At 73.9% G+C, this 22,095-nt stretch carries 15 protein-coding genes and 1 tRNA gene; 2 read left to right on the top strand and 14 right to left on the bottom strand.

Going from position 1 to position 22,095, the window contains the following annotated elements; all coding sequences use genetic code 11:
- Nucleotides 1–79 precede the first annotated feature (79 nt).
- On the top strand, nucleotides 80–664 hold the full coding sequence (locus E7744_RS05160) for a GNAT family N-acetyltransferase (protein ID WP_137773197.1): 585 nt from the start codon (nucleotides 80–82) through the stop codon (nucleotides 662–664).
- 6 nt (nucleotides 665–670) lie between these two features.
- Here the strand turns inward: E7744_RS05160 and selB are convergent, their stop codons facing one another.
- The 3 genes from selB to E7744_RS05145 all read right to left on the bottom strand — a co-directional run bounded on the left by selB (nucleotide 671) and on the right by E7744_RS05145 (nucleotide 4,012).
- Nucleotides 671–2,461: a selenocysteine-specific translation elongation factor gene (gene selB / locus E7744_RS05155; protein WP_137773196.1), complete on the bottom strand. Its 1,791-nt coding sequence runs from the start codon at nucleotides 2,459–2,461 to the stop codon at nucleotides 671–673.
- A gap of 1 nt (nucleotide 2,462) precedes the next feature.
- Nucleotides 2,463–3,866, bottom strand: coding sequence for an L-seryl-tRNA(Sec) selenium transferase (gene selA, locus E7744_RS05150; RefSeq protein WP_137773195.1), 1,404 nt, complete (start codon nucleotides 3,864–3,866; stop codon nucleotides 2,463–2,465).
- 51 nt (nucleotides 3,867–3,917) lie between these two features.
- Nucleotides 3,918–4,012: transfer RNA gene (locus E7744_RS05145), tRNA-Sec, on the bottom strand.
- A 39-nt stretch (nucleotides 4,013–4,051) separates the two neighbouring features.
- Here E7744_RS05145 and selD point away from each other — a divergent pair.
- Nucleotides 4,052–5,125: a selenide, water dikinase SelD gene (selD, locus tag E7744_RS05140; protein ID WP_137773194.1), complete on the top strand. Its 1,074-nt coding sequence runs from the start codon at nucleotides 4,052–4,054 to the stop codon at nucleotides 5,123–5,125.
- A gap of 33 nt (nucleotides 5,126–5,158) precedes the next feature.
- Here the strand turns inward: selD and E7744_RS05135 are convergent, their stop codons facing one another.
- The 11 genes from E7744_RS05135 to fdh all read right to left on the bottom strand — a co-directional run bounded on the left by E7744_RS05135 (nucleotide 5,159) and on the right by fdh (nucleotide 22,043).
- The gene (locus E7744_RS05135) at nucleotides 5,159–7,111 is read right to left on the bottom strand and encodes a glycosyl hydrolase family 18 protein (RefSeq protein ID WP_137773193.1); all 1,953 of its coding nucleotides are present in this window, start codon (nucleotides 7,109–7,111) and stop codon (nucleotides 5,159–5,161) included.
- Nucleotides 7,112–7,153: 42 nt separating this feature from the next.
- Nucleotides 7,154–7,675, bottom strand: a complete 522-nt coding sequence (locus E7744_RS05130) for a hypothetical protein (protein ID WP_137773192.1) — start codon at nucleotides 7,673–7,675, stop codon at nucleotides 7,154–7,156.
- Entirely contained in the window at nucleotides 7,672–10,938 is a 3,267-nt protein-coding gene (locus E7744_RS15785) for a galactose oxidase early set domain-containing protein (protein ID WP_168199766.1), read from the bottom strand. Before E7744_RS15785 ends, E7744_RS05130 begins: the two co-directional genes overlap by 4 nt.
- A gap of 46 nt (nucleotides 10,939–10,984) precedes the next feature.
- Nucleotides 10,985–12,451, bottom strand: a complete 1,467-nt coding sequence (locus tag E7744_RS05110; RefSeq protein WP_137773189.1) for a glycosyltransferase family 39 protein — start codon at nucleotides 12,449–12,451, stop codon at nucleotides 10,985–10,987.
- A gap of 11 nt (nucleotides 12,452–12,462) precedes the next feature.
- A complete protein-coding gene (locus E7744_RS05105; RefSeq protein ID WP_168199765.1) occupies nucleotides 12,463–13,215 on the bottom strand; it encodes a polysaccharide deacetylase family protein in 753 nt (250 codons plus the stop codon).
- A gap of 68 nt (nucleotides 13,216–13,283) precedes the next feature.
- A complete protein-coding gene (locus E7744_RS15780; RefSeq protein ID WP_168199764.1) occupies nucleotides 13,284–13,439 on the bottom strand; it encodes a hypothetical protein in 156 nt (51 codons plus the stop codon).
- Nucleotides 13,440–13,456: 17 nt separating this feature from the next.
- The gene (locus E7744_RS05100; RefSeq protein ID WP_137773187.1) at nucleotides 13,457–14,602 is read right to left on the bottom strand and encodes a glycosyltransferase family 2 protein; all 1,146 of its coding nucleotides are present in this window, start codon (nucleotides 14,600–14,602) and stop codon (nucleotides 13,457–13,459) included.
- Between the two features lie 133 nt (nucleotides 14,603–14,735).
- Complete coding sequence (locus E7744_RS05095; RefSeq protein ID WP_137773186.1) at nucleotides 14,736–15,425, bottom strand: GtrA family protein; 690 nt, start codon at nucleotides 15,423–15,425, stop codon at nucleotides 14,736–14,738.
- Nucleotides 15,426–16,125: 700 nt separating this feature from the next.
- Nucleotides 16,126–17,388, bottom strand: coding sequence for an NrfD/PsrC family molybdoenzyme membrane anchor subunit (gene nrfD, locus E7744_RS05090; RefSeq protein ID WP_246858556.1), 1,263 nt, complete (start codon nucleotides 17,386–17,388; stop codon nucleotides 16,126–16,128).
- Complete coding sequence (locus E7744_RS05085) at nucleotides 17,385–18,593, bottom strand: 4Fe-4S dicluster domain-containing protein (RefSeq protein ID WP_137773185.1); 1,209 nt, start codon at nucleotides 18,591–18,593, stop codon at nucleotides 17,385–17,387. The genes nrfD and E7744_RS05085 overlap by 4 nt, the downstream gene beginning before the upstream one ends.
- Nucleotides 18,594–22,043 (bottom strand): formate dehydrogenase, encoded by a 3,450-nt coding sequence (gene fdh, locus E7744_RS05080; RefSeq protein WP_246858555.1) that lies wholly within the window; start codon nucleotides 22,041–22,043, stop codon nucleotides 18,594–18,596.
- Nucleotides 22,044–22,095 lie beyond the last annotated feature (52 nt).

The following is a 22,095-nucleotide window of genomic DNA, read 5'->3' as shown; positions in this document are numbered from 1 at the left end:
CCGGTTGCCGGTCCGACGGGCGGGGCGGGCAGGGCCGGGGACCGTTCCGGCACCCCCCGGCGGCGCCTACCCTCGTGCCATGCCCGAGGAACCGGACTGGCAGACCCGTCCCGTGACCCCCGACCGCTTCGAGGACTTCGCCGACGTCATCAATCCCCGCCGCCGGGACACCCACTGCTGGTGCCTGTCCCACCGGTTGTCGCCGCGCGAGATCGAGGAGCTCGGGGGCGGCAGCCGCGAGCAGGCGATGCGCGCCCTGTGCGCGCGGGAGCACCCGCCCGGCGTCGTCACCTACCGCGACGGCGAGCCCGTGGGCTGGTGCAGCATCGGCCCCCGGGCCGAGATCCCGCGCCTGCGGTCCTCGAAGCTCATCCGCCCGGTCGACGACGTGCCCGTGTGGAGCATCATCTGCGTGGTGGTGCGGGCGGGCCACCGGCGGCAGGGCGTGACGGACCGGCTCCTCGCCGGGGCCGTGGAGCACGCCGCCTCCCGCGGCGCCCCCGCGGTGGAGGCCTATCCCGTGGACCCGCCCGGCCGGATGGACCTGACCATGGCCTTCGTCGGCACCCGGTCGATGTTCGAGCGGGCCGGGTTCCGCGTCATCGGCACCACGGACGCCGTGGCGAGCCGGATGCCGCGGCTCGTCATGCGCCGCGACCTCTGACCGGCCTCAGCGCACCACCTCGCGGTGGCCGGCGTCGATCCGCCGGGTCCACCCCCGGGCGTCCAGCAGCTCCAGCAGGGGGATCGCCACCCGGCGGGAGGTGCCCAGCGCCTGCCGGGCCTGGCTCGTGGTGAAGGGCTGCGCCAGCCGGGCGAGCTCGCGCATGGCCAGCGCGGGGGCGGTGGGCAGCAGCACCACCGACCCCTCGAGGCGCAGCAGTCGCCCCACCCGCTCGGCGGCCGCCAGCTCGCGGGACCCGAGCCGCAGCGCCGCCAGCTCGTCCCCCTCCGGCGCGGCGAAGGGCGCCGCCGCCAGTCGCCGCTCCAGGGCGGCGACCGCGGCCTCGGCCGGCCCCAGGCCCCGCGCCGGCCCCGGCACCGTGACGAAGCCCGCCGCCTGGGCCAGGCCGGCCTCGGCGACCACGGCGTCGAGCAGGGCCGGGTCCGGGACGGCGAGCAGGTCCAGCGCGGCGCCCCGGCTGAGCCCGGCGGCCAGGGGGTCGCGCGCCGCGAGGTCCTCCACGGCGGTGCGCAGCCGCTCCCGCCACCCGGCGAGGACCGGCTCGTGCAGCCACCACTCCCCCAGCCGGCGGACGCCGACGGCCCCCGCGGGCACGGTCAGCCCCAGCCGGTCCAGGGCGGCTGCCCGCACCGCGCCCCGGCGGGCGATCTCCCCGAGGGCGTCGCCGCCGTCGGGCATGCCCGCCAGCAACCGGGCCCGGCGGGTGCCGTCCCCGCGCCGGACCAGGGCGGGCGGGTCCACGTCCAGCACCCGGACGCCGCCGAACACGGTGCGCGCCCCGGGGTCGCGCAGCACGAGCCGGTCCCCCGGCACGAGCGGCAGCCGGCGGTCCAGCGTGAGCCGGGCGTGGCCGGCGTCGAAGGGCCGCACGCGCACCGGCACGGTCGCGGTGCCCACGTGCAGCAGCAGGCCCGCGGGCGCCTCGGTGAGGTCCGTGCCGGTCGTGCGCCGCACGTCCACGACGTCGGCCAGCGGCCATGCGCCCGGCGTCACCAGCGCGTCGCCCCGGTGCACCGCCTCGGCGTCCGCCCCGCGCAGGTTGACCGCCACGCGGTTGACGGGCCCGAGGGCCTCGTGCGGGGCGTTGCGGCTGTGCAGGGCGCGCACGGTCACGGGCACGGCGCCCGCAACCCCGAGCAGCTCGAGCCGGTCGCCCGCGGCGAGGGTCCCCGCCGCGAGGGTCCCGGTGGCCACCGCGCCGGCGCCCCGGACGGTGAAGGACCGGTCCACCCACAGCCGCACCCGCCCGCCGGCCGGCGGCGCGGGCGCCGCGGCGAGCACGCCGTCCAGCGCGGTCCGGAGCCCGTCCAGCCCCGCGCCCGTGGCCGCGGACACGACGACGGCCGGGGCGCCCGCCAGCCCCGTGCCGGCGATCTCGGCCCGCGTCCGCTCCAGCACGGCGGCGATCCGGTCCGGGTCCTCCACGAGGTCGGCCCGCGTGAGGACCACCAGGCCGTGCTCGATGCCGAGGGCCGCCACCGCGTCCCGGTGGTCGGAGGACTGCGGCTTCCAGCCCTCGTCCGCGGCGACCACGAAGCACACCACGGGGGCGGGTCCGAGCCCGGCGAGCATGTTGGACAGGAACCGCTCGTGGCCGGGGACGTCCACGAAGGCGACCTCGCGCCCGGAGTCCAGGGCCGTCCACGCGAAGCCGAGGTCGATCGTCAGGCCGCGGCGGCGCTCCTCCGCCCAGCGGTCCGGCTCCATCCCGGTCAGCGCGCGGACGAGGGTGGACTTGCCGTGGTCCACGTGCCCGGCGGTGGCGACGACGTGCACCTCAGGCCCCCGCCCCGCCGCCCGGCGTCCCGCCGGCCAGCGCCCGCAGGGCCGCGCCGACCGCGGCGGCCAGCCGGTCGTCGTCGTCCTCGGGGACGCAGCGCGGATCCACGAGGCACGCGCCCTCGTGCACGCGCGGCACGACCGCGGGGTCCCCGGCCCGCAGCAGCGGGGCGAGGCCGGCGGGCAGGCGCACGGCCCAGCCCGGCAGCGGCACCCCGGGGGCGCCCCCGCCGCCGACCCGGCCGTCGTGCGCCACGACGGACACGCCCCCGGCCGGCCCGTTCCCCATGGGTTCGTCCCCGGCGTCCGCGACGGCGGCGCGCACCGCGGCGGCCAGCCGCTCGGCCCGCTCCCGCAACCGCCGCGGGTCGGCGTGCAGGGAGCGCTCGACCGGGGTGGGCCCGCCGGCCAGGGTCGCCTCGAGGGCGGCGAGGGTGAGCTTGTCCGCGCGCACGGCGCGGGCCAGCGGGTGCCGCGCGAGGGCGCGGATCGTCGCGGCGCGGCCCAGCAGCAGCCCCGCCTGCGGGCCGCCGAGGAGCTTGTCCCCGCTGGCGATCACGACGTCGGCCCCGTCCGCGAGCGCGGCGGCCAGGTCCGGCTCGGTGGGCAGGGACGGGTCGTGGCGGGCCAGCCCGGAGCCGACGTCCACCACGAGGGGCACCCCGCGCTCGGTGGCCAGGGCGTGCAGTTCGGCGACCGGCACCGCGGCGGTGAAGCCGTCCACCCGGAAGTTGGAGGGGTGGACCTTGAGCAGGCAGCCGGTGTCCGCGCCGATCGCGTCGGCGTAGTCGGCGCGGTGCGTGCGGTTCGTGGTGCCCACCTCGCGCAGCCGGGCGCCCGTGGAGGCGATGAGGTCCGGCAGGCGGAAGCCGGCCCCGATCTCCACGAACTCCCCGCGGCTGACGACGACCTCCCGCCCCGCGGCGAGGGCCGTGGTGGCGAGCACGAGGGCGGCGGCGCCGTTGTTGACCACGAGGGCGTCCTCGGCCTCGGGCACCGCGGCCAGCAGGGCCGCGACCGTCCCGGCCCCGCGGCGCGAGCGCACCCCGAAGTCCAGGTCCATCTCCACGTCCACGTAGCCGCTCGCCCGCACGAGAGCGTCCACGGCGGCCGGCGAGAGCGGGGCGCGGCCCAGGTTGGTGTGCACCACGACCCCCGTGGCGTTGAGCACGGGGCGGAGGCTGGTGGCCGCGCGACCGGCGACGTCGGCCACCAGCGCGGCCGCGACGTCCTCGGGGGCGATCCGCCCGGACCGGGCGCGGTCCTGGGCGCGGCGGGCGAGGTCCGCGAGCACGGCGTCGCTGAGCCGGGCCCGCGCGGAGCGGACCTCCGGCAGGGCCAGGAGCGCGTCGGTGCGCGGGATCCGGCGCCGGGGGTCCTCCGCGCCGTGCTGCTCGGTCACGAAGGTCCTCCTCGGGCGGGCGCGCGGCCGGTGCGGCCGGGCGGGTGACGTTGGCGGAGGCGGACGGGAATCGAACCCGCCAGGCCGGGATGCCCGGCCTCACCGGTTTTGAAGACCGGGGGGCCCACCAGGACCCGGACGCCTCCGTGGTCGAAACTACCACCGGGCGTGGCTAGGGTGGCGGAATGGACTCCACCGCGACCGCCGCCACCGCCCCACCCCCCGCCCCGGGCCCCGCCGGGAGGGCCGCCGCGCAGGGCGGCGAGTCGCCCGCCGCGGCCGGCCCCGTCCGGCTGACCGGGTACGCGCACGGGGGCGGGTGCGCGTGCAAGATCCCGCCGGGCGAGCTCGAGGAGGCCGTGCGCGGGCTCGTGGGCCAGCAGGCCCCGGAGGTCCTCGTGGGGCTCGACGACGGGGACGACGCCGCCGCCGTGCTGCTGCGCGAGGACCTCGCCGTGCTCTCCACGGCCGACTTCTTCACCCCGATGGTGGACGACGCCTACGACTTCGGGCGGATCGCCGCGGCGAACGCCCTCTCGGACGTCTACGCCATGGGCGGCACGCCCGTCGTGGCGATCAACCTGGTCGGCTGGCCGCGCGGGGTGCTGCCGATGGAGCTGATGAGCGAGATGCTGCGCGGTGGGCTCGCCGTGGCCGGGGAGGCCGGCTGCCCCGTGATCGGCGGGCACACGATCGACGACCCGGAGCCGAAGTACGGGATGGCCGTCACCGGCGTGGCGCACCCGGACCGGCTCCTGCGCAACGACGCCGCGCGGCCGGGCCTGCCGATCACCCTGACCAAGCCGATCGGGGTGGGCCTGCTGAACAACCGGCACAAGCAGACCGGCGAGTCCTTCCCCGCGGCCGTGGCCTCGATGACCGCCCTCAACCGGGACGCCGCCGCCGCGGCGCTGGCCGCGGGGGCGCGGGCGGCGACCGACGTCACCGGCTTCGGCCTGCTCGGCCACCTGTACAAGATGGTGCGCGCCTCCGGCGTGGGCGCCGTGGTGGACCACACCGCGGTGCCCCTCGTGGAGGGGGCGGCCGAGGCCCTGCGCGACGGCTTCGTCTCCGGCGGCACGCGGCGCAACCTCGACTGGGTCCGGCCGCACCTGGCCGCGGACGGGTCCGTCACCGAGGAGGACCTGCTGCTGCTGGCCGACGCGCAGACCTCCGGCGGGTTGCTCGTGGTCGGCGAGGTGCCGGGCTACCCGGTGATCGGCGAGACGGTGGCCGGCAGCGGCATCCGCGTGCGCTGACCCTCTCGGTCGGCGCACCGGTGCCGATCCCGTCTAGTCCGAACGGCGTGGGCGACCACCCGCCGTGCGACCGCCCGGCGACCAGGTGCCCGGGTGACGCAGGCCCGGCCACTCCGCGGTGAGCGCAGCCCACGCCCGCTCGGGGACGACGGGCGTCCCGACCGGCGAGCCATCGGCCCCGACCAGTCCCCACCGGGCCTCCACCAGCAGTCCCACCTGGTCGGGCCGCAATCCGCAGTCGAGCCAGCCCTGGACATCCGCTCGCAGGTGACGGGCGTCCTGGAGCCGGTCGTCCTGGGCCGGGTACTGCGGCAGGACGGCGTCCAGGATGTCCCGGCAGCGTCGGACCACGTCTGCGTGGACCGGAGCGGTGCCGTCGTGCCCCGGGTCCGCTCCCGGCGTCGTCCGGGGGATCACCGTGAGCGAGAATCCCGGATCGGTCCGGCGCATCTCGGTGACGATGGCCCGGCTGACCCGCTCCACGGAGGCGGCGACGGACCGGGGGGCGTGGCCGAGGGCCCAGCAGAAGCCGTCGAGCCGCAGCTCGCGAGCGGTCCGGACGGCCTCTGCGGCCAGGGCGTCGGCGCTCCCCGCCGAGGTGAGCTCGGGTGCGTCATCGGCGCCCAGGGTGGCGGTGAGGACGATCCGGGGTGGCGAGGCCCTGCGGCGCAGCAGTGCGATCCCAGCCGTCAGGGCCTGCGCAGTCCCCGCCCGGTCCCGGACGTCCGGGGCCTTGTCGTCACCGCCGGCCCCGGCCGCGTGCTCCGCCGCGATCCACACCACGGTGCACTCGGGAGGCACGTCAGCGATCCGCGGGCCGGTGGCGACCGACCACTCGGTGCCGACGATGGTGTCCGGGAGCCGTGGCGTGCCCGTTCCCGCCGCCGTGGTCGCCGCGCCCTCCGGCGACGGCCCCGGGTCCGTGCTGGGCGCTTGCGGGGGGGCGTACCGGAGGGCGAGGAGCGGCACGGGGACGAGGGGCGGCACGATCGGGGGCGAGGATGCCTCGATCACCATCCGTGGCGCGATCTGCTCGGCGAAGGGCCAGCCCATGCCCTCGTCCGTGGCCAGGTTCCAGTTGAATCCGCCCCTCAGCCCGGGATGGCGGCCTGCCAGGATCTCCCAGGCGGCCCGCACCGTCGCCCGGGATGAATACTGGGGCCTCGTCGCCAGGCCGAAACCGACTCCGACGCGGCTGGCATCTCCCATGCGCGCCACCCACTCGGTGACGGACCGGACGATATGGGCCTCCGTGGCCAGTCCAGGACCGTCGTAGTACTGCGGACTGACCATGTCCAGGACGCCTGCCTCCACCATGGCCCGGCAGTGCGCCACGTCGACCTGGCGCCAGGGCGCCGGCGGGGTGGTGATGGCGAAGTCCTGTCCGAAGCGGGCCTTGAGCTCCCGGGAGACCCAGATCATCTGCTCGGTGTTGGGCTGCTGGTCGCCCTCGTAGGTGTTCCAGTCCAGGCCGTCGAAGCCGCCGAGGTCGCCGTAGATCCGCAGCACGCTGTCCAGGAAGGCCTGGGCCCGTGCGCGCGTGGAGAGGTCGACGTGCGCCCGGGCCCCCCCGACGGTGAGGATGGCCGTGCGCGTCCGGCGGAACTCCGCGAGGTCCGCCAGGAGATGGGTCGCCGCCCCCCGCCCGTCGTCGGGCGTGTTCCATTGCACTGCCCCCGTGCTGCCCGGCGCACCTCCGACGGGTGTCGCGTGGAAGAGGAAGACGGTGTTGTACTGGGCCGGGATGTCCCTCAGCCGCGTGGGGGATCCCCAGTAGGTCCAGTAGCCGGCGACCACGCGCCGGGGAAGGGGTGCCATGACGGGACTCCTGAGGGTCGGCAGGGGCCGGTCGTGGGGATAGCCCTCCGGTACCGGCTCCCGGGAAACGTCGGTGTAGCGCTGGGGTTCCTCACCGTCGACGGCGCCCGAGGCCAGCCCCAGCGCGGGAAGCACGGCCGCGGCGAGGAACGAGCGGCGGGTGATCATGTGCCGACCTCCCGCCGCTCCTCCGCGTGACCCACCTGCCGGCTACCTGCTGTCATCTCCCTTCCCGCAGGCGATCCCGTCCCGGTTCGAGTCGAGGCCGAGCGGGTCGTCCTCCGTGACGAGGCCGTCCGGGACCAGGGCCCGGACGTCCGCGCAGTTGTAGAACATCGCCATCTCGGGTCCGTCCATTCCCCGGTGCCCCGCGTGCTCGGCCGCGAGCCGGGGCGGAACCGGGGGCAGGCATTCCCCGTCCGTGCCGTAGCCGGGCACGCAGCCGCCGGCCAGCGCCGTGTCCGACACGTCGTCGGCATCCAGGCCCCTCCCCCGGTCCGGCACCATCCTGATGCCCTGGGCCTGTTGCGGTCCGGGCCTGTTGGCGGCGTGGGCCTCCGGGGCCACGCCCGCGATCGGCACGTGTGCGTCGGCGACCTGTGAGTCCGGACGGGAGTCGGGGGCCGCCACCGGCGGCGCGCCGGAGCCGGGCGCGCCCGAGGCCGGGTCGAGGGCGCATCCGCCGAGCAGCAGCAGCCCAGCCGCGGCGACCACGAGGATCTGTTCTCTCATCGGACATTCACCATCCTGGCGACGGAGGGGACACCGTTGGCGTCGAGGACCGTGAGCATGTAGGGCCCGGGCGGCAACAGTGCGGGATTGGACGGTACCGTCGCGCGACGCGTCGTGCCGGTACCGGTGATGGGCAGGTCCACGAGGCGGGCGTTGGTGTCCGTCTGGTGGGTGGCCGAGCCGACGGCCGTGAGTGAGGCGCTGACCACGTCCCCGGTGACGCCCAGGTCGAACCCCGCACCGTAGCCGGTCGAGCCGGGAGCCGCCGTGATCGTGGGACGGGTGCCCTTGAAGAGGTAGCCCGGTTCGTAGATCGAGACGCGCATCTCGAAGGACCCGTCGGCCGGGTTCGAGCCGAAGACCGCGACCCGGCCGTCCATGAGGACCAGCGAGGACGAGTGGTAGTTGCGGCCCACGGGATCCGCCGCCACCGTGGTCCAGGCGTTGGTCGCCGGGTTGTACGTCGCCGCCCGTAGCACGTTGCCCGCACGCGGTCCCGTACTGCCGTTGGACGCCAGGACGGTCCGGTCGGGCAACGTGGTGAGGTTGAGGTACATCCGTCCTTCCGGGCCCGGCAGTGCCGGTCCGGGAGTCCACGCGGGGTTGGCCGAGTTCAGGTTGATGAGGTCGACGCTGTTCGTCGCCCCTCCCCGGTCGGTCGACCCGCCCCCGGCGATCATGAAGGTCTGGTTCTGTGCCGGGGGCAGCAGGACCGAGCCCGCCTGGTCGCGGAGTTGGCGGTCCCGCAGCCCCGGGACATCACCACTGGTGCCGTTGCGCCAGTCGTGGATGACGGAGCCCGTGGCCGACGGGGAGTCACCGAAGGTGTACCCGCCCGTGAAGAACAGGTTCCCGTTCGCCATGAGGAAGAAGTGCGGGTAGGTGCCCCAGTACCGCCCGGTCTGTGCGGTGCCCGAGGCGGGCAGCCACCGACCGGCCGCGAAGTCGTACATCTCCACGGCCGTGGAGACCTTGGCCCGCCCGTCCCGGTTGTCGTATCCCCCGACCGACCAGACATTGCCGTTCTCCAGCTTGGTCAACGTCGGGTACCAGTGCCCCTCGATGGTGTCGTTGACCGCCGAGTAGGCGTCCGTGGCAGGATCGAAGACGTAGGACTTCTTCGAGCCGACGTAGCCCACGGCCCCGTTGTGGCCCGCATACCCCTCCGTGCCCCCGCTGATCAGGACACGGCCGTCCGGCAGGGTGACGTGACCGGCGCAGAACATGTCGTAGGGAACGGGGATCTCCTTGTAGGCACCCGTCGTGGGGTTCCACACGGCGCTCTTGAAGGTCCCGGCGTCGAAGTCCCCCGTGTTGTTGCCGGAGCCCGCGAGCAGCAGGACCCGCCCGTCCCGCAAGAGCGTGGAGTGGATCGCCCGGGAGGGCAACGGGCTGTTCGAGATGCTCCAGCGGCCGGTCGCCGCCAGGCCCGTCGTGGGGGGCGAGGTGGTGGAGGTGGCGGTGGGAGTAGGGGTCGGCGAGGGGACCGGTGCCGTGCCACCGGGCAGGATGACCGTCGCGCCGACCGGGGCGTTGGCCTCCAGCCACCGCTCGGCCTCTCCATGCCCGGACAGGACGTACCCGCCGCTGGGGATCGCCATGCCCTCCTGGCGAGTGCTGACCGAGAGGATCTTCCCGTTGCTGCCCACCGCGACCTCCGTGCCCCACATGTTGGCCGGGCTCTTGGTGCCGGTGTACCGCACCAGGTAGTCCGCCAGGCGGGGCACGTTCGTGCCGTTCAGGACATGCTTCGCGGTCCCCACCTGGACCTCGTTGGACGCCGGCGAGGAGGTCGGCGTCGGGGTCGACGTCGGGGTCGGCGTCGGGGTCGGCGAGGAGGTCGACGTCGGGGTCGGGCTGGGCGAGGAGGCGCTGCCGAGCTGGACGACCGCACCGACCGTGGCATGAGTGGACAGCCAGGTCGCCGAGTCGTCGTGTCCGGACAGGACGTAGCCACCGCTCGGGATCGCCATGCCCGTCTGGTACCGCGAGACCGCCGTCACCCGGTTGTCCGGGCCCACCGCGACCTCGATGCCGTACTGGTTGGCCGGGCTGCGCGTCCCGGTGTACCGGACCAGCATCCCGGTACCACGGTAGACGTTCGTCCCGTCGAGCTTGCGAGTGGACGTGCCGATCCGCACCTGGTCCGCCGCCAGCGTCGGCGTCGGGCTCGGCGAGGAGGTCGACGTCGGCGTCGGGCTCGGCGAGGAGGTCGACGTCGGCGTCGGGCTCGGCGAGGAGGTCGGCGTCGGGGTCGGCGTCGGGGTCGGCGAGGAGGTCGACGTCGGGGTCGGCGTCGGGGTCGGCGAGGAGGTCGACGTCGGGGTCGGGCTGGGCGAGGAGGCGCTGCCGAGCTGGACGACCGCACCGACCGTGGCATGAGTGGACAGCCAGGTCGCCGAGTCGTCGTGTCCGGACAGGACGTAGCCACCGCTCGGGATCGCCATGCCCGTCTGGTACCGCGAGACCGCCGTCACCCGGTTGTCCGGGCCCACCGCGACCTCGATGCCGTACTGGTTGGCCGGGCTGCGCGTCCCGGTGTACCGGACCAGCATCCCGGTACCACGGTAGACGTTCGTCCCGTCGAGCTTGCGAGTGGACGTGCCGATCCGCACCTGGTCCGCCGCCAGCGTCGGCGTCGGGCTCGGCGAGGAGGTCGACGTCGGCGTCGGGCTCGGCGAGGAGGTCGACGTCGGGGTCGGCGTCGGGGTCGGCGAGGACGTGCCGCCGAAGTCGATCGTGACGTTCGCGGGATCGCTACGGCCGGGCGGGCCGCCCCACGTCCGCACCCATTCCTCGTCCAGGACGTGGGCCTCGACCTTGTAGCCGCTCGTGTTCGGCAGCGTGTATGTCCGGGTGCCGGACAGCTGGTAGGCCCCGTCCCGGGTGGTCATCCGGTTGGACACCGTCCACTGGCCGCGCCACGTGCCGTTCAGCGGGGTGCCGGAGGACGGGGTGGTGACCTCGTCGAGGAGGATCTTCCCCTCCTCGTTCTCGGGCACCTGCCGCGTGAAGTCGGGGTGGTACAGCCACCACTCGACCTTAACGATCTCCCCCCGCGACGCCTGGATCACGCGCGCGGAGGCCTCGAGGTCCACCGTGCCCCTCAGCGTCGCCCCGTTCGTCGGGGAGGCCATGGTCACGGCGACGCACTGCGTCCCCCACGTGCAGGGGGCGGCGGTGGCCACCGGCACCCCGGCCAGGCTGACGGTGCTCATGGCCACCGCCAGGGCGAGGAGCCTCCTGGGCTTCCTGTTCTTCATGCGGGTTCTCTCCGTTCTTCGTTCTGGCATTCACCGGCGGGAGTGGTCACCGGTGGGAGTAGATGAGCCATTCGTCGCCGGGGGTGGTCGACGCGGGGAACGGCTCGAAGGCCAAGCCGTAGGCGGGGTTCTGCTCCAGGGCCGCGAGGAAGGTCGCCTGCAGCGAGTCCTGTTCGGCGTTGCCCACGCTGGCGGTGCGCAGGATGACGAGTTCGTACCGCTCGTTGGCGACGGCCGCCTGGATCCCCTCCTCACCCTCGAAGTACAGCTCGAACGTCGTCTCCCACGCGATGCCCGGCAGGTCGCGGGTGTGGTAGTCCAACGCGTCGGTCGCCGAACTGATGTACAGGCCGGGCTGGGGGTCGTACTCGATCGCGGCCAACACGCTGGCGACGTTGGGCCAGCGGTACATCGCGTCTGCTCGCACCAGCGGGAAGAGGGCCATGATCATCACGGCCAGCACCACGGGGGTGACCATGAGCGGGAGTCGTGAGACGTGGGCCAGGCCCCATCCGATGGGCAGCGCGAGCAGCAGGACGGAGTAGGCCAGGTGCTTTTCGAACGAGACGGCCTCACCGAGGATCATCTGGCCTACCGGCAGCGCCGCCGCCGCGGTGACGAGGCCCAGGCCCAGCACCCGCAGTCGCCACCCCCCCGCCCGCCACATCAGCACGAGGGCCACGACGGCGAGCAGGATGAGGAAGGCCAGGTGGTCGATCAGCAGGCCGAACAGCTCGCCGGCGCCCACGGGTGACAGGGCCTGGCGGCCGGTGGTCGTGAACGCGACATCCCGCGCCACGTCCGCACCGCCCTGCGTCCAGACCACCGCCAGGGAACCGACTGCCACGGCCGCGGCGACCCCCGCCCGTCGGAGACCCATCGCCCCCGCGACGACGGTGGCGGCCAGGACCACGGGCACGAAGAGCCCGGCCGTGTACTTGGTCAGGGTCGCCAGGGTCAGCACGATGCCGAGCAGGACCGCCGAGGGGATGCCCGAGCGGGCCAGGCCGAGCCACAGGCCGAGGGCGAGCAGGGCCACCACGAGCGCGTCGAACGTCCCCAGCCACCCGATGAAGACCACCGGCCCGGACAGCAGGAAGGTGGCCGCCGCCAGCAGGCCTGCTCGGCGTCCCCAGAGCCGGCGCGCCGTGCCGAACAGCAGCAGGGCGGTCGCCAGGACGCACGCCAGGCTGAACGCGCGGACGAGGTACAGTCCACCGACCGAGTCGATGAGGGCCGCGAGGACGGGATAGAGGACGGGCAGTCCCGAGAAGAAGGCACCTGCATCACCCAGGGGGCGGCCGCCGAACCAGTGGTCGAGGTAGGCGTTCCCGGCGTTGATGTACAGGGCCTCGTCGATGAAGGCCGTGTTGCGCAGGCGGACGGCCAGGACGACGACGTAGACCGCGACCGCTCCCAGGAGTAGCCACTGTCTCGTGGGCCGGCTCATCGGCCGTCGCGCCGGGCGAGTGGCGGCGGAGGCCTCGGATCGGGTGAGGGTTGCGGTGCTCATGATGCTGCTTCCTAGTCGCTGGCTCGGGCCCGGTGGGTGAGGCCCACGTTGGAGGGGAGTTCGGTGTCGCCTGGAGTGACCCGGCCGAAGCACAGGCCCTCGTCGTAGTAGTGCTCGATGACCCGGGGCAGTGCCTCGACGGTCAGCGGCTTGCCGTCGTGCATGAGGAGAATGCCGCCGTCGGTCATTCCCCGGGAGTTCTCCACCACCTCGTCGACCGAGATGGCCTCGTAGTCCTTGGAGTCGACGGTCCACAGGACCTCGGTCAGGCCACGGTCCTCGGCCGCGGCGCGGATCGCCGCGTCGGAGTTCCCGTACGGCGGGCGGAACAGCGTCACGTGCTCGTCGGTCAGGTCGCGGTGCGTCGCCGAGGCCGCGTCCACGTCCTCCAGGGCCTCGTCGACGTCCAGGGACAACAGGTCAGGGTGCGTCATCGTGTGGTTGCCGACCTGGTGGCCGGCCGCGAGCTCTCGCTCGACGAGGCGCGGCAGGGCCTTCTCCTGGAGACCCACGTTGAAGAAGGTCGCGGGCACGTCGTAGTGGTCCAGGACGGCCAGGATCTCCGGCGTCAGCTTCGTGGGTCCGTCGTCGAAGGTGAGTGCCACGTGACCGGTGCAGCGTTCCGGCGGCGTCAGGTCCGGCAGGTGGCCGATGTCGGCCGCCTTGACCCCACGCGCCTCGCGCGTGATGGGAGTGGGGGCCGGGGGGTCGGGCGTGGCGCACCCGGCCAGGGCCAGGGCCAGGACGGCTGTGGTTGCGGTCATGATCGGGGTGATGCGCATGGTCCTCCTGTCCGAGTGCGTGGCGGCCTCGCGCGAGGCCGCCACGCTGCTCAGAACTCCTCCTTCGGCCGCAGCCGCGTCAACACGACGCCGGCCATGATGAACGCCACGCTGGAGACGACGATCCAGAAGACGTCCAGTCCGGTGGCGGCGAGCGCGGTGGCCGACGCACCGGTCGTGGCGGCGATTCCGCTTGTTCCGTACATTGCTGTTTTCCCTCCTCTCAGGTGACCCAGACGCGCGCCTCGCGGCGCACGGCTCCGAACAGGGCGCGCCAGTACACGATGAACATGGCGTTGTCGTAGAGCCACAGGGGCACGAAGAAGATGGCCGTCCGCAGGGACGCCCTGTCCTTGATGCGCATCGCGACCACGATGTTCTCGGCCATGAAGATGGGCAGGAGGAACCAGTAGAGGGGGTTCGGTCCGATGTCCCAGAGCAGCCAGCTCAGGACCAGCGCCAGCAGCGCGAGCGGGAACAGGAGCGACGAGAAGAAGGTGAACGCGACGCCGCCCCACGTGCTCCGTGTGATCCGGTTCCACCCGTAGAGCCACAGCGACTCCATGGCCCCCCGGTACCAGCGCAGGCGCTGGACCTGCAGCATCTCGATGTCCGGCATGATGTCGGTGACCACCGGACACCGCTTGGTGCTGGTGCAGTCGAACCCCAGGTGCCGGATCGCCAGGGTGAGCTCGTAGTCCTCGGTGAGCGAGTCCTCCATGTACACCGTTCCGGGGGCGCCGGGCAGCGTGGTGCCGCGTGCCTCCGCGATGGCCCTGAAGACGCGCACCGGGAACAGTGCGGCGGCGCCGGACAGGACATGCACCTTCCCCCCCTGCCGGCCCATGAGGCGGGTGCCGCGGGCGTACTCGATGGCCTGGGCCCGCTCGATGAAGTTGGTCGGCGTCCGGGCGACGATGCAACCGGAGACTCCACCCAGGTTCGGCTTGACCTCGTAGGCCCACAGCGCGTTCTTGATGAAGTCCGTCCCGAGCTCGCCGTCGGCGTCCTGGGCGAGGATGTAGTCGTCGTCGTCGAGCAGCGGCATCACCATGGCGAGCCCCTGGTTCAGCGCGCCCGCCTTCTTCGCCCGGTTGTCCACCGTCTCCACCACCTGCGCCCCGGCCTCACGGGCCAGGCGCACGGTATCGTCCGTGCAGTTGTCCGCCATGACGATGACCAGCGCGGGCTGGATCGACTGGGCGAACTGGCTGCGGACCGTCTTGACGATGCCGTCCTCCTCGTTGTGCGCCGGGATGAGCGACACGATGCGGGATCCGGGCCGGTCGAGGCCGGAGAGGTCCAGGCCGACCGGTTCCACCGCGGCGGGTGGCGGCGGTCCTGCGGGGGTGTCCATGGCCAGGCTCATGACGCTTCCTCCTCTCCGGCATCTCGGGCATCGGAACAGCGAGGGCAGCCCACCCTCTGCACCTCTTGCCGGTCATGGGCCGGCTCTCGCGGATCGGCGGGCTGCTGATCAGGGGGTGCACCAAGGGTGACGTTCATGGGAGGGGCTCCTCAGGACGGGGCATCACGAGCCGGGGGCGGCCCGCAGCGGGGCGGATTCGGTAGATGACGCGCGAGGTGAAGATGAACCGGGCCAGGAATGCGAGCGCCAGCGTGATCCCCTGGGCGAGGACGCTGTCGACGAGCAGCAGGTCCACGAGCAGGACCAGCACCGGCATCCGGACGATGGTCTCGAGGTTGTTGAAGCCCAGGCTCCCGAGGATCCGCTGCCAGAACGGGCGCCCGGTTCTCAGGTCGTGGAAGACGAGGCGCTCATGGAGCAGGAAATTGCCGAGGATGGTGAGCTCCGTGGCCACGACGGCAGCCACCAGGTAGTGCGCCCCGACCGCGAGGAGCGCGGCCATGATTCCCAGGTTGAGCACGGCTCCGATGGCCCCGACGGCAGCGAACCGGGTCATCCGACCGAAGAGCACCGCGGTGAGCCGACGACCGAGGAGGCGGCCACGGGGGGTGGTTTCCACGCCACGGGGAGTCGGCCGGGGGAGGGAGCCACCGCTGGCCGGCCGGGCCGGCGCGGAGGGCGGCAGGAGGCCGAGTGCCGTCTCCCCCGTGCCGGCGACCGCCTCGTCCACGTGCGCCGACGGGTCGACCCGGGTGGTCTCCGTACCCGCGGCCCGGGACGGGGCACCGGGCCGGGCCGGGCCGGGAGTGGCGATGAAGGTCACGGGGAACTCCTTGGGACGGTGGTCGGAGGGTCCGTCCAGCCGGGGTGGTGGAAGGACGTCCGGGCCTGGCCGCGTGGTGTCTCCCACGGGGAGGCCCACGCCCAGGGCGGGTGGGACGGCCCCGCTCTGCTGCGGGTGCCGCCGGTAGGGGGATCGATGCGGGACGGTGTGCGTCCGTGGTGTGATCGGGAGCGCCGGGGAGCTCCGGGAGGGGGATTTGAGGACTTGACCTGAGGCGATGCCTGTACTGTACGAACGGCTACCGCGCCGGTTCACGAGTAATCGCTACCCCAAGTTCCGGGGGGGACTACTCGACTGGTCGGCCCGATCCTCGGGGCCCTTACTCACCGGGGTACGTGACTTCCGGGTGTCCATACTCACTGCTCGGCTCCGCACGGTGCGGAGGGCAGCTGACGTTCCGGGTCACCGCCGGGCCAGGTCAGTGCGGGCGGTCTGGTCCGAGGGCCGCCGGCGATCGCGGTGCCGCCACTCCGTCAGGCCACCGGAGCGTCGGGGCTCGGAGTACCGGCCCCTCCCTCGCGGACCCCTACTGTCCTTCGGCACGCCCGTCCGGCATCGGACAGCTCCGAGCCTCCCGCCCACGCCTCCGGCGCCCGGCGGGCAGACGACGGACGGCCCCGGGCTCCCCTTCAGGGGCCCGGGGCCGTCTTCCCCGCCGCGTGACGACTCCCCCGCCGGGTCAGCCGACGGTGGTGATCGAGTCGTGCGTGATGCCGGCCCGCCGGCGCGCGGCCAGGCGGTTCTTCTGCGGCTCGATGGTGTACCGCGGGTCCCGCGCGGAGTCCTTGCCCGCGTAGAACACCCCGAAGCGGGTGCACGCCGAGGCCGCGACCAGCGCCGCGCCCGAGGCGACGGCCGCCCACCGGCTCCGGGTCAGCCCGGAGACGACCGTGCCGATCCCGCCGGCGACCGCCAGGCGCTCGCTCCAGCGCATGAGCCGGCCGGGCCGGCCGTGGTGCAGCGGCTCCGCGGCCACCGGGTCCATCCGGCGCTCCATGACGCGCGTGGCCACGAGGTCCCCGGCGACCCCGAGCACCGCGAGGGCGCGCGCCGGGCCCGCCTGGGCGGTGGACGTGGTGATCATCGCCATCCCGCCCGAGGCCAGCGAGGCGGAGGAGACGAACACGAACGGCAGGTCGTCCCTGGCCGCGTTCCACGTGGGCATGGCGGTGTCGGACAGCAGCACGGCCGTGTACCCGGCCAGCGGGGCGGCGAGCAGCGCCGCGACCGCCCCGGACGGGGCCTCCACGGCGCGCAGCACGGTGCGCAGCGGGCCCAGGGGCAGCACCTCGCCCAGCATCCGGTCGGCCTCCGCGACGGCGGCCACGCCCGCGGCCGTGCTGAACCCGGCCAGCACCCACGAGCCCAGGCTCATCGGCGAGGTCGGCTTGATGGTGCGCAGCATGTTCAGGAAGCGCTCGGGTCGGCCGAGGTCGGCCACGAGCGCCAGCGCTCCCACGCTCGCCGAGCCCAGGGCGGTCAGCCGGGCGGTGCGGCGCAGCTCGGCGCGACCGGTGAGCTGGGCGCCGAAGGCCAGCAGCGAGGAACCGCCGGCGATGCCGCCGCACACGAGGTAGGTGGCCACCCGCTCGTCCCAGGGCGGGGCCTTGACCACGGGGCGGCCGTAGTAGCCGTCCCCGGCCGTGAACTCCGGCTCGGGCACCATGGCCATCTCGCGCGCCCCGTCGCTGCCGGCGGGGGCCAGGCCCCCGCGGCGCGCGGTGCCCGTGGCGAACGGCGCCCCGGTCCGGGGGCGCTCGATCGTCGCGCCGACGGCCGCGGGTCCGGTACCGGTCCCCGCGCCGGAGGCGGCCGTCGTCGGGCCGTCCTGGGCGGGGGCGTCCTGCGTGGCGGTCGTCCGCCCGGGGGCCGGGGCCTCCCGGCGGCGCCGGCGGCGGGGCTCCTCGGGCGGGCGGTAGGCGTCGTACTCGGAGGTGGTCACCGGCGCCCTCCCAGCACGAAGGCGAGGGCGGAGGCCGCGGCCATCCCGGCCATGGCGATCCCGGCGCGGGCGTACATCCTCGGCAGGTCGGCGGTGGGGACCCGCGGGTCCGGCGGCAGGCCGTACACCTCCGGCTCGTCCAGCAGCAGGAACACCGAGCCGGTGCCGCCCACCCCGTCGTTCGGGTTCGCCCCGTACAGCCGGGCCTCCGTGCGGCCCTGGGCGTGCAGGCGGGCCACCCGGTCCCGGGCGGAGGCCACGAGGTCCGCCCGCTCGCCGTAGCGGATGGAGGTGGTGGGGCAGGCCTGGGCACACGCGGGGGTCTGGTCGTCGCGGAGCCGGTCGTAGCACAGCGTGCACTTCTGGGCCACGCCCGCGTTGCGGGTGGGCTCCGGCGTCCCGGGCGCGGTCGGCGTCCCGGGGGCCGCGGAGCGCTCGGTGCGAGGCTGGGCGATGCCGTCCTTGCGCCGCTCGATCACCCCGAACGGGCAGCCCGCCACGCACGTGCCGCAGCCGTTGCAGACGTCGTCCTGCACCACCACGGTGCCGTGCTCGGTGCGGAACAGCGCGCCGGTGGGGCACACGTCCAGGCAGCCGGCGTTGGTGCAGTGCTTGCACACGTCCGAGGACATCAGCCAGCGGAACTCGGGGGTGTCCGGCGGCGTCGTGTCCACGGCCCCGGCGTCCTCTGGGCGGGTCGGCCCGCCACCGAGCGCGGAGAGCACGTCCAGCTCGCCCAGGTCCGGGGCGGGGGGCAGCCCGGCCGCCGGACCCCCGGCCGCCTCGGCCAGCGCGCCGTGCAGGGCACCGGAGAGGGCCGCTGCGGTCGCGTCACCGGCCGCGCTCGGCACGTCCGGGTGCGCGGCGCCGACCGGCCGGAAGCCGGGCATCCCGAGGCTGACCAGGGCGCGCCCGGACTCCCGGGCCGCCTCGATCCGGGACCGGTCCTGCTCGATGAACGCCACGTGCCGCCACGTGTCCGCCCCCAGCCCCTCGGAGTTGTCGAAGGAGGAGTTGGACAGCGCGTAGTCCGAGTCCACGGGATTGCGGTTCCACTCCTTGCACGCCACCTCGCAGGCCTTGCAGCCGATGCAGATGGAGGTGTCCGTGAAGAACCCCTTGCGCGGATGCGGGTGCTCGTAGTGGGCGTCCGCGGTGGGGTTCTCCCCCACCGCCGCGCTGTCCGGTGCGGTCAGTCGAGACATCTAGTCCTCCCCCGCGCGCTCGCCCGGCCCGGTGGTCCCGGGCCCGTTCGCGGCGCGGTCCGTGGTCCTGCTGCGTGCGGTGGCCTGCTCGGCCCCGGCCTCCTCGTGCGTCCCGGTGACGCCCTCGTTGCCGGAGTCCACGGTGAGACCGGCGCGCTCCTGGTAGGACGCCACGAGGTCCAGCAGCGCCCGGCCGCGGGGCCGCCGGCCGGGGCGGATGTCCACCGCGCCCACCTTCGAGCCCTGGATGAGCACGTTGGGGTCCAGCGTGATCCCGAGCAGGTCGTTGGCGGAGTCCCCGCTGACCACCGCGTCCACGCCCACGCCCCAGTGGTAGGGCAGGCCGATCTGGTGCACGGTGCGCCCCCCGACGCGCAGGGGCCGCATCCGCTCCGTGACCAGCACCTTGGCCTCGATGGCCGCACGCGGGGAGACCAGCGTGGCCCAGCCGTAGGGCTCGAGCCCGCGCTCGGCGGCCAGTTCCGGCGAGATCTCGCAGAACATCTCCGGCTGCAGCTCGGCGAGGTAGGGCAGCCACCGGCTCATCCCGCCGGCCGTGTGGTGCTCGGTCAGCCGGTAGGTGGTGAACATGAACGGGTACACGTCCGAGCCGGGCGTGCCGGCCTCGGGCGCCGAGAGGTTGTCCTTGCGCGGCAGGGTGACGCGCGTGGGGTTGTTCTGCTGCGCGTACAGCGCGTTGCGCACGGGCGATTCCTGCGGCTCGTAGTGGGTCGGCAGCGGGCCGTCCACCATGCCCTTGGGCGCGAACAGCCAGCCCTTGCCGTCGGCCTGCATGATGAACGGGTCGTCCCCCGCGATCGCGGCGGCGCCGCCCAGGGACGGGTCCGGGGTGCTGCCGGGGGCGCGGTCCACGGGGAAGTCCGGCACGTCGTTGCCGACCCACCGGCCCTGCTCCTCGTCCCACCACACGAGCCGCTTGCGCTCGGACCACGGCCGGCCCTCGGGATCCGCCGAGGCTCGGTTGTACAGGATGCGCCGGTTGGCCGGCCAGGCCCAGCCCCACTCCTCGTCCTGCGGGCCGTCCCCGCCCCCGGGGGTGCGGATCGCGGCGTGGTTGACGCCGTCGGCGTACACGCCCGTGTAGATCCAGCAGCCGCCGGCCGTGGAGCCGTCCGCGCGCATCTGGGTGTAGCTGGACAGCAGCTCCCCGGCCCGCTCACCGGAGACGAAGCGGCCGTTGATCTCCTGCAGGATCACCTCGCCGTCCGGCTCCCCGTGCTCGTCCTCCGGGTAATCCCAGGTCAGGTCCAGCAGGGGCCGGTCCCGCGGGTCGGTGGAGTCGGCGAGCCGGGCCCGGATCCGCTTGCCGAGCTCGTGGAAGAACTGCAACTCGGACTGGGCGTCGCCCGGCGGTGCCACGGCCTGGTGGCGCCACTGGACGAGCCGCTGGGTCTGGGTGAAGGTGCCGGCCTTCTCCACGTGGTTGGCCGCGGGGAAGAAGAACACCTCGGTCTCGATGTCCTCGGTGCGCAGCTCCCCGGTCTCGATCTCCGGGCCGTCCTTCCACCACGTGGCGGACTCGATGAGCTGGAAGTCGCGGACCACGAGCCACTTCAGGTGGGACATGCCCATGCGCTGCATGCGCCCGTTGGCGGAGCCGACCGCGGGGTTCTGGCCGAGGATGAAGTAGCCCTCCACGTCCCCGGCGATCATGCCCTCGACCGTCTGGTAGGTCCCGTGCGGCCCGGTGAGCCGCGGCAGGTAGTCGTACGCGTAGTCGTTGTCGGCGTGGGCGGCGTCCCCCCACCAGGCCTTGAGCAGGCTCACCGTGTACGCGTCGGCCTCCGCCCAGTAGCCCTTCTGCTGCTTGGAGGCGATCGCCTCCAGGTAGGTGGCCAGGTCCTGGCGCTCCACGGTGGGCATCGGCAGGTAGCCCGGCAGCAGGTTGAACAGGGTCGGGATGTCCGTGCAGCCCTGGATGGAGGCGTGCCCGCGCAGGGCCATGATGCCGCCGCCGGGACGGCCCATGTTGCCCAGCAGGAGCTGCAGGATCGTGGCGGTGCGGATGTACTGGGCGCCCACCGTGTGCTGCGTCCAGCCGACGGCGTAGGCGAAGCACGTGGTGCGCTCCCGGCCGGAGTTCTGCGTGATGGCGTGCGCCAGCTCCTCGAAGTCCTCCTCGGAGATCCCGCACGCCTCGCGGACCATCTCGGGGGTGTAGCGCGAGTAGTGCCGCTTGAGGATCTGGAACACCGAGCGCGGGTGCTGCAGGGTCTCGTCGCGGCGCGGCCGGTGGGTCTCGATGTCCGGCCCGCCGGAGCCGTACTGGTGCCCCGCGGCCTCGGTCGAGGCCTCGGCGGCGTCCTCCTGGACGGCGTCACCGCCCATGGACCCCGCGACGGCGCCGGAGGCGCCCTCGGTGGCCTCACCGGTCCCCGGGGTCCCGACGCCGGCCCCGGCGGCCGGCGATCCCGGTTCCGGTTCGTAGGCCCACGAGGACATGTCGTAGCCGCCGGTCTCCTCATCGAAGCCGGAGAACAGCCCGTCCAGGTCCTCGGTGTCCCGGAAGTCCTCCCCGACGATCGTGGCCGCGTTCGTGTAGGCCACCACGTACTCCTTGAACCACTTCTCGTGGGTGAGCACGTGGTTGATGAGCGCGCCGAGCAGCACGATGTCCGAGCCCGCCCGGATGGGGACGTGCTTGTCCGCCACCGCGGAGGTCCGGGAGAAGCGCGGGTCCACGTGGAAGACCTTGGCACCGCGCGCCTTGGCCTCCGTCACCCACTGGAAGCCCACGGGGTGCGCCTCGGCCATGTTGGAGCCCTGGATGACGATGCAGTCGGCGTTGGCCATGTCCTGCAGCGATTGGGTGGCGCCGCCGCGCCCGAAGGAGGTCCCCAGACCGGGAACCGTGGCGGAGTGTCAAATACGGGCCTGGTTCTCGATCTGGATGGCGCCGGCCGCGGTGAACAACTTCTTGATGAGGTAGTTCTCCTCGTTGTCCAGCGTGGCGCCGCCCAGGGAGGCGATCCCCATGGTGCGGGCCAGCCGGCGGCCCTGCTCGTCCAGGTCCTGCCAGCCGTTGCGGCGGGACTCCAGGAAGCGGTCCACCACCATCTCGGTGGCGGTCTCCAGGTCCATCTCCTGCCACTCGGTGGCCCGCGGCGCGCGGTAGAGGACCTTCGTCTGGCGGTTGGAGGCGTTGACGAGCTGCTCGCTCGCCGAGCCCTTGGGGCACAGCCGGCCGCGGGAGATCGGCGAGTCCGGGTCCCCCTCGATCTGGACGACCCGCTCGTCCGAGACGAACACCTTCTGTCCGCAGCCCACCGCGCAGTACGGGCAGACGCTCTGCACCGCGCGGTCCGCGGTGGCGGTGCGGGGGGTGAGGGACCGGGTCCGGCCGGAGACCACGGCAGAGCTTCGGCCGGACGAGTCGTCCGTGCGGAACTGCCGGATGACCGGCCATTCCAGGAAGCTGAACCGTGACATGCGTCAAACGTAGCCGAGTCGAGGCGTGGACGGAAGCACGCCGCGTCCTGCG

The sequence above is a fragment of the Citricoccus sp. SGAir0253 genome (assembly GCF_005877055.1).
GTDB lineage: Bacteria > Actinomycetota > Actinomycetes > Actinomycetales > Micrococcaceae > Citricoccus.
Note: the sequence above shows the minus strand (reverse complement) of the source record. Positions and strands in the feature narration are given on the sequence as shown.